Source organism: Gilvimarinus sp. 1_MG-2023 (assembly GCF_030548285.1).
In genome coordinates, this window is record NZ_JAUOSC010001582.1 from 1 (window position 1) to 241 (window position 241).

The following is a 241-nucleotide window of genomic DNA, read 5'->3' on the forward strand; positions in this document are numbered from 1 at the left end:
GCTTTTAACCTTGCCTATATTGGTCGCGCCAGAGCTGGCTTTTGATGCCAGCGGAGGCTGTTCCCTGTCCTGTTACAAGCACCGGGGACAGACTCACGATCACAGACAGGAGTGCCGTATGTTAGAACGAGTCAACACTGCCAAAGAACGCTGGGGTGGCGTCCACAAGATGATCGACAGCTGGCTGAACGGGAGACAGGCGTTAATTGTCAAATTTTGCCACCTTTCCAGTGTCAAACCG

Annotated in this window: 1 protein-coding gene; it reads left to right on the plus strand. The window is 53.1% G+C overall.

Annotated features, from left to right (window positions below; genetic code table 11):
• Positions 1–118 precede the first annotated feature (118 nt).
• The coding region (locus Q4563_RS22130) for an Rsd/AlgQ family anti-sigma factor (protein ID WP_303606070.1) at positions 119–241 on the plus strand (123 nt) is incomplete at its 3' end.